1 protein-coding gene and 1 pseudogene are annotated in these 1,797 nt (G+C 71.5%); both read left to right on the top strand.

The window, feature by feature from the left end; all coding sequences use genetic code 11:
* Positions 1-192 (top strand): annotated as a pseudogene (locus tag AC1DUE_RS19940) (methyl-accepting chemotaxis protein); the annotation flags it as partial.
* Between the two features lie 163 nt (positions 193-355).
* A partial coding sequence (locus AC1DUE_RS19945; RefSeq protein ID WP_477041152.1) for a methyl-accepting chemotaxis protein occupies positions 356-1,797 on the top strand: 1,442 nt, incomplete at its 3' end.

The following is a 1,797-nucleotide window of genomic DNA, read 5'->3' on the forward strand; positions in this document are numbered from 1 at the left end:
ACGACCAACGAGATGTCCCGCGGGGTGGCCGAGGCCGCGACCGGGTCGGGGGAGATCGCGATGAACATCGGTGGCGTCGCGAGCTCGGCCGCGTCCTCCTCGCAGACCCTGGGGCAGATGGGCGACGCCGTCAGCGAGCTGGCGCGCCTGTCCACCGACCTGCGCACGAGGGTCTCCGCCTTCACGTTCTGAGTGCTCGCCCCGACGCCCCGCCGGCCACCCGTGCCGGCGGGGCGGCGTGCGTCCGTCGGCCCTCAGCATGCTGAGTCCGCGCGCACCAACCGCTCACAGATCGCCTGCGGGAACCGATCAGCCAGGAGACGGCCGAACCGGCCGACAGCCCAAGGAGGAACTCATGTCGACGACCCACCCCGCCCCGGTCGCCAGCACGCCACGGCGCCGTGGCGCCTGGTTCGCCGACCGGTCTATCCGCACCAAGATCCTCGGCCTGACGGCGATCTTCGCGATCGTGGCGAGCGTGCTCGCCGCGACCGCGTTCGTCACGATGAACAACCTGGCCGCGCAGACCCGCGAGCTCGCGCTCGCGATGAACAACCTCAGCGCACCGCTCAACACCGTGCACCAGGACCAGCTCAAGGGCCGCATGATCGTCGCCCAGCTCGCGGCCACCAAGACCCCCGACGTGGTGGAGCACTGGAAGAGCGAGCAGGTGGACAACGACGCCGAGATCGACGCCGCGATCGCCGAGTTCGAGGCCAACGGCGGCGGCACCATGCTCACGTCGTGGCCCGACTTCCGCACGGCCTACGACGCCTGGCGCGCCGCCCGCGACAGCCAGCTCGTCCCGGCCGCGCTCAGCGGCGACCCGCTCGAGTACGAGACCGTGCTGAACGACGTCACCGAGCCGCTCAAGTCGACCTATGTCGACGCGCTCGACGCCGCCGCCGAGCAGGGCGACGCCCTCGCGATGGGCGTCGCGGACACCGCGGCGGACCAGGCGACCGCCGCGAAGCGGGACATGATCGTCCTGCTGGTGCTCGGCGTCATCGTCCTGGCGATCCTCGGTGGCTTCATCGGCACGCAGCTGCGCACCTCGGTCCGCAAGGTCCAGGTCGCGCTCGAGGGCCTCGCCGAGGGCGACCTGACGGTCCGTGCCGATGTGCGCAGCCGCGACGAGGTCGGCCGCATGGCGCAGTCGCTCACGTCCGCGCAGGACGCGCTGCAGACCACGCTCGCGGGGGTGCTGGAGACCTCGCAGACGGTCGCGGCCGCGGCCGAGGAGCTGTCCGCGTCGTCCAACGAGGTGGCGGCGGGTTCCGATGAGACCAGTGCGCAGGCGGGTGTCGTCGCGGCTGCCGCGGAGCAGGTGTCGCGCAACGTGCAGGCGGTGGCGGCGGGGGCGGAGCAGATGGGGGCCTCGATCCGGGAGATCGCGCAGAACGCGAACCTGGCGGCGAAGGTGGCCGATCAGGCCACGTCGGCGGCGTCGTCGGCGAACGAGCAGGTGGCGCGGCTGGGTGAGTCGTCCCAGCAGATCGGGAACGTGGTCAAGACGATCACGAGCATCGCGGAGCAGACGAACCTGCTGGCGTTGAACGCGACGATCGAGGCTGCGCGTGCTGGTGAGGCGGGCAAGGGGTTCGCGGTCGTGGCTGGTGAGGTCAAGGAGCTGGCCTCGGAGACGGCCCGGGCCACGGAGGACATCGCGCGTCGGGTGGAGGCGATCCAGGCCGACACGACCGGTGCGGTGGCGGCGATCGGGCAGATCGCCTCGATCATCGCGTCGATCAACGACTACCAGCTGACGATCGCCTCGGCGGTCGAGGAGCAGACCGC

Source organism: Cellulomonas sp. P4_A2, from assembly GCF_056402515.1.